The organism is Nocardioides oceani (genome assembly GCF_030412965.1).
Lineage (GTDB): Bacteria > Actinomycetota > Actinomycetes > Propionibacteriales > Nocardioidaceae > Nocardioides > Nocardioides oceani.
On record NZ_JAUHJQ010000030.1, the window covers coordinates 1 to 5,992 of the forward strand.

At 62.0% G+C, this 5,992-nt stretch carries 4 protein-coding genes; 1 reads left to right on the top strand and 3 read right to left on the bottom strand.

Features of this window, described 5'->3' with window-relative positions:
- Window positions 1-107 precede the first annotated feature (107 nt).
- The gene (locus tag QWY28_RS22955; RefSeq protein WP_300955250.1) at window positions 108-464 is read left to right on the top strand and encodes a hypothetical protein; all 357 of its coding nucleotides are present in this window, start codon (window positions 108-110) and stop codon (window positions 462-464) included.
- Window positions 465-774: 310 nt separating this feature from the next.
- Here the strand turns inward: QWY28_RS22955 and QWY28_RS22960 are convergent, their stop codons facing one another.
- The 3 genes from QWY28_RS22960 to QWY28_RS22970 all read right to left on the bottom strand — a co-directional run bounded on the left by QWY28_RS22960 (window position 775) and on the right by QWY28_RS22970 (window position 5,881).
- On the bottom strand, window positions 775-2,745 hold the full coding sequence (locus QWY28_RS22960) for an ATP-binding protein (protein ID WP_300955251.1): 1,971 nt from the start codon (window positions 2,743-2,745) through the stop codon (window positions 775-777).
- A complete protein-coding gene (locus QWY28_RS22965; RefSeq protein ID WP_300955252.1) occupies window positions 2,738-3,928 on the bottom strand; it encodes an SIR2 family protein in 1,191 nt (396 codons plus the stop codon). The genes QWY28_RS22960 and QWY28_RS22965 overlap by 8 nt, the downstream gene beginning before the upstream one ends.
- Window positions 3,929-4,135: 207 nt before the next feature.
- On the bottom strand, window positions 4,136-5,881 hold the full coding sequence (locus QWY28_RS22970) for a diadenylate cyclase (RefSeq protein WP_300955253.1): 1,746 nt from the start codon (window positions 5,879-5,881) through the stop codon (window positions 4,136-4,138).
- Window positions 5,882-5,992 lie beyond the last annotated feature (111 nt).

Consider the following 5,992-nt stretch of genomic DNA (forward strand, 5'->3'; position numbering starts at 1 on the left):
CTCGAGCACCTACGCGGATCAGCGCTCGGGTTCCGCAACCTGACCAACTACATCGCCAGGAGCCTGCTCGAGACCGGCGGCTTCAGACCCCTACTACACCCCGGTCTGTGAAGAGCCCCTTCAGCCTTGGCCTCGCGCAGTACTGCTTCGACCGCGACATCCCGCACCCCGGCTTCGTCGTGCTCGACTCGCCACTGGTCACCTACCGCCCACCCGACCCAGGACGGCACGAGCCATCCGACCGAGAGAATCTACCTGAGGGAGTTGTGGGCGCCTTCTACCGCGACATCCAGAGCCGGTTCGACGGCCAAGTCATTGTCATGGAGAACACCGACCCGCCGGAGCCTCTCAAAGACGACGCCCTCGATATCGTCTTTACCAAGGCACCCACCTTCGGCCGCTACGGGTACTTCCCGCACCGTTCACCAGCCGAGCGTGAAGTGCTCGTGGACGGCGACTCATAAGCACATCCACGCCTGGGAGCCAGATTTTTCGCCGCCGGCTACCTGCCGGATCTGACTGCTGTCGCGGCGAGGCTGGCCGCACGGTCGTCTGCACGCAGTGTGCCATCTGTTGGAGTGGTTCGAACTCAGGCGGGGATCGGCTGACGGTCGTCGGCACTGGCGGAATCGGAAGCATGGGTCTGCGGCTGCCGCAAACCTGGGCATGCAGGCGCTATCTGAGTGCGTAGGTGCATCGAGATCATGGCGGTGCGCATCGCCTTGTCGCGAGTGTTCTGGCTCGTTAGAACTCTCGATCGTCGCCGGGTCCCGTTCACGGATCGTGGTCATCATCGAAGGGATCGTCATCCGCGACGTACCACGGGTCCGGAGGCCCAGGTGGGCCTTGTTGATCGAAGGGCAGCCATCGGTCGGTGAGAGTCAACGTGCGGTTGTTCGGCTCGTAGGACGCTGGTAGCGGATCGATGTCGACGATCAACGGCACTTGGGTTGAGACTCCCGATAGCACGCACGAACCGGTGGGGAGGATCGGCAGCGACTCGAAGGAGACTCGATCGAGGTACGAGACGGCACGCTCCACAGCCTGGATGTCCAAGTTGTTGACCAGACGATGCAGGAAGTAGTTGTGAAGCTGCGAGATGATCGTTTCGGAGATGTCATGAGGTCGTTGGCTCGCGATTGTCATGAAGACCCCGAACTTGCGCCCCTCCTTGATGATCTCCTCGAAGGTCTCGAGCCGGTAGTCCTTCCATGCCTCGCTCTCTCGGGCCGACACACGGGAGAGTATGTTGTGTGCCTCATCGATCACAATGTTCAGGAACCCAGCTTGACTGGCTCCAACCTTCTTCTCGTCGTAGAGGTGTCGACAGATAAGGAGCGGGATTACCTTGCGCATGTCAAGGTTGACGCCCCGCAGCGAGATGACGGTGAGCGGACGCGGGAGAAGTGGCTCATCGGACACTTCCAGCACCCGCTTGATGGACGGACTGCGGTTCTCGAGGCGTTTGATGATCGGCCCGATGTGCTCGCGGTTCGCGAAGCCCTTAAAGACGTCATCATAGAACTGCAGGACGATCCTGAGCCGGATCTGGTCGATGCCGTCGAGTAGATCTGTGTCGATGTCGATCGAGTCGAGCCGACCGTAGGTCAGGTCGTTGATACCGTCCTCGTCGTCGCTATACGTGCGATTTCCGCGCTCGTCTTCGTAATACCAGTTACGCGCTTGGGAGTGGTAGTGAAGATGGGCGCGTAGATCGTCGATGTACTCGTCGAGGTCCTCAGATGCAGAGTTACTGAGGCAGGACCGAATCTCTTCGAGGAACTGGACAATCATCGTCCGCTCGATGGTGGCGTCGCTGGAGCGGATGGCTCGGTGGATGATGCTGGCAATGACCTTTGCAAGGCGGTCGGAGTCAGTGACCTGGCGTTCCCAGAACCGATTGCGCAGTGCTCGCGCCAGAAACGGCGCTTGGGTCTTCTCCGTCGCGTCCAGCAGCACCTGCCAGATGACAGGGTCCTCGATAGCCGCTTTGGGCAGGGGAAGACGGTCGCCCCTGCCTCGGGTGCTGAGTATGTATTGCTTTTTGATGTCGTTGTCGGCGATGACCGAGCTGCTCGGCTCGCCGGGCCCAGCGGTGCTCTCGTTGACGTACTCACCATTGAAGTCGATGAGCACCACTCGGGCGTGCGCCCTAAAGGCGAGTGAGCTCCCGTAGTGGGCGAGGAGCTCGTGGTAAATCTTGGCCAGGGTGTAGGACTTGCCGCTGCCTGTGTTGCCGAAGATCCCGACATGGCTGGCGAAGAGCGCGTTTGTCCCGACCTTGACCTGCTGCTCTACTTCAGCAGCCAATCGCCCCAACGTCAACGGAACGTCATCGGCCGAGACGAAGCTGTGGATCTGGTTGAACTCAGCCTCCGTGAGCAGGAAGCATTCGTTGCCGACAAGGGGCAGTTCCCGCACGCCGCGGCGGAAGCGGCCATCTTGGACCAGCCCGACCAAGCTCACTGTCAGCACGCGGTCGACACGGTCGCGCTGGCTTTGGTAGTCCTGGCCGATGGCGGCAGCGATCTCTTCGCCGTCCACACGCCCGATCAGCTCGGAGAAGCCTTTGCTGAGCTTGAGGTAGCCGCCGACCGACACGTTGCGCAACAGCTCCCCGCGATAGAGCAGGTGCGAGCCGTTCTTTGCCTTGTCGACGCGGACTTTCACCGTGCGCCCGTGGACCGCGATGACTTCGCCGACGCGGAACACGGCGTCCTCGACGCGCGCCTCTTGATCAAGCACTGGTGGCGCCGCCGTCTCGCAAGATCTCCGGCGCCACCCGCGACTGGGCAGGAACGAGAGGGTCGAAGAATCGTCCAGTGATCGTGGCGAGATCGAATGCGACCGTTGTGCCGTCCTCAGCAGGACCGGGTGGCTCGAGAATCTGGATGTTCCCGTTGGTGACCGGTTGCTGCTTGAACTCGGCCGCGATTTGGGCGGCCGCCCTCGAGTCGTAGGCGAAGATGATGATCTGGAGGGTCGGGTTCACGCGGGCGGCGCGGACCATCAGTTCCTTGATGTGCTCATCGCGGCACGAGAACCCCACCACGAAAAGTAGCGTGTTCTCTTTCTCCATCTCGTTGGAGAATAGGCGTAGCAGATCATAGTAGTTCTGGTTGAGTACCGTCTGCTGGAACTTGTCCTTGGTGGGATTGACGATCGCAAGGCGCCGGTAGGCGGTGAGGAACTTATCGAGGTCGAGTCCGTGGCCCTCCCCCTCTTCGAGCAGGTCTTCGGCGGCGGTGTCGTCATCCACGGCTGGGAGGTCGCTGTCCACCTCCTCTAGCGCCTCGGCTGCCTTGGCGACGAGTCGAAGGCGTCGATCGAACGCGATGACATCGGTGCCGTCCAGCCGGCGGGTGGCCCAACTGACGGACCCATGCAGCTTCAGCAGGTTGAACGTCGGGACCTCTGAGAGGTTGTCGTACTGGAGGCTCCGCCGGGATACGACTGATCCGAAGTTGGAGGTACTGAATCGCGAGCTAAATCGGCCTGTGAAGCCGTCATTTAGTTCTGCCTGCAGGTCCTCGGCTGCGATCTCGATAGCGATGTCAATGTTCGTGGTGAAGATGTTGACCTGCTTGTTCAAGATTGCGCTTCGGCGTCGCAGCAGCAGGCGATTTAGGGTCTGGATGAATCGCTCGTATGTGGCGAGCAGCTTCTTTGCTGACGCAGTCCGTCTCAGCAGATCGCCATTTTTGGCGATCACACCGGCGAAGAAGTGCGCGTAGGCGCTCGCCTGGGCGAACGCGATCGCGTCCTCGTCGGCGTCAGCCGCAGTGATGTCGGTCAGGAGATTCTCGACGTCGCCCAACAACGCGAAGAGTGGCATGGACGCCCCAGCGCCGAGCAGGAAGTTGAGGTGTGCGTCCTGGATCATGTCGCGCAACTGATCGCTGTTCAGCGTCGATCCTCGTTGGATCACCGAGACTCCTCTCTCACGCCTGACCGCCCGGAAGGTTGAGGCTGACACGCGTAGCCGTGGATCACCGACCGTCGCAGCCCCCCGAACGGCGGCGCGATGAAGACCATATTCCTCGCCGCTCCCCGGTGGGCCGGTTTCAGCAGTGCCGTCGTGCTCGAGTCCGCAGGCGACTCGATCGCCCGCCTCCAGACCTTTCGCCCTCGAGACTCATAGAAAGTAGCTGTCATCCATTTCGGGATCTGCAGTGAACTCGCCGGGGTAGACCCGCATAAGGCTGCGGGACTCTCGGTGGTCCTCGACTCGGTCGGTCGCAGAGTTGGCGCGGGCGCATTGATCCTCGTCGAGGTAGAACTCCAAGGCCTCCACGTGCTCGCGTCGCCGGTAAAATCGCTCGAACTTGATGTCGCCTTGAGAGGCTTCTTCCAAGGCCTGGACTGCGCGTTCGACTCGTTCGCGGTCTACTCTCGGTTTGAGGTTTGGAAGAAGATCAATCATTCCGTCTTCGCTGACGATGATGACCAGGCAGTCGTTGCCAGCCGCTTTCCGGTATCGGACGGCAGAGTTGTAGCGGGCCCCCCGAGCTGGGTCGCCATCGCCGGTGGCTTGACCGTCAAGGATCACCCCGACGGCGTGGCACAGGGCGTCGGGCGAAACGAGGACGGCTCCGTCAATGTTTGTGATGGCTCGGAGCTGCTCATCTGTCAGGTGGACGGGGTCGATGGCCAGGGCTTGCGGCGCGAGCCTTTCTGCTTCGCCGCTCGCCGCGCGGTGAACGACGAGCATCGTTCCGTGCTCTTGGTCCGCTGCGGTTTGCGCGAGCGTCCAGAGCGCCTCGATGTCGTCCGGCCCGGCCTCTGGGAACAGCCGCTGAACGGTGTCGCCGAACTGTTCGGGAGAGAGGCGCGGTCGGGGCAGTTGGGGCCGGGTGTTGTTCACGGTGAGGAGCGGGCTGTCGTCGTGACTCAGCTCCCAGGATCCGCGGCCCACAACTGTCATGTGAAAGACCCGCTCCGTCGCGGAGTTGTACGAGTTGCGAACTCGGCCTAGCCCGTAGACCATCTCTCCGTCACACATGACATGCAGGTTGTCGCCGGACATTTCCAAGACCTTTCGGAAGGCTCGGGTCTCGGAGATGCGGACGGGGTGCTTGAAGGCGACCTCGAGGTGGACATCCTCGCGGATGCTGTCCTGGCTGTTCGTGGCAAGCACGATTGTTCCCACGCCTGTTCGCCCTTCGTAGGGTTGTGCGGCTACGGCGTCGATGTGTTCGTAGAGCTGGCTTCCGAGCCACTGTCCTGATAGACCCGCGACTGCGGTGACGAATCGGTGGGCGGCGGCGCGCACGATGTCGGCGGTGTCGCTCGAGCTCTCCCAGGCGATGCTCTGCGGGGGTTCGCGGAGCGCCATGGCGTGGTTGGCGAGGCTGAGTAGCTCCGCAATGACCGCCTCGGGCAGTGACACGGTGACGTCGAAGTGATCCCTGCTACGGGTCTGGAGGGCGTCGAGCCGCTCCCATCGATGAGTCACGACCCCGACGACGGCGTAAACGTCATAGTTGGCGATGCGCCGTGGTTGGGAGGCGAAATAGGTGCGGCCCTCTCCGCCATCACTGTTGCTTAGAGCTTCGCACAACGCTTGGCCCTGGGCTCTGTTCCGCAAGTACCGCTGCCGTGACTCGTGGACGCCCGGATCAGTGTGAAACATTTCCGAGTCCTCGTCGGCCTCGAAGATGGCGCGGGCACGAGCAAGGACCTGCGTGAGGTCGGTCTGTCCGATCGGCTCATCCTCGGGTTCGATGCAGTAGTCGAAGCGGGCTTCGTCGTTGGCCCGGAACCCCACGAGCACCGCCGTGGGATCCACGCCTGCCCCTATAGCGCGCAGCGCGTACTTCGAGGCCACGTCTAAGCTCGACCGAAAGTGGTGCTGCCAGCCCCACATAAAGTGGCTCTTCACAGACCGGGGTGTAGTAGGGGTCTGAAGCCGCCGGTCTCGAGCAGGCTCCTGGCGATGTAGTTGGTCAGGTTGCGGAACCCGAGCGCTGATCCGCGTAGGTGCTCGAGGCGT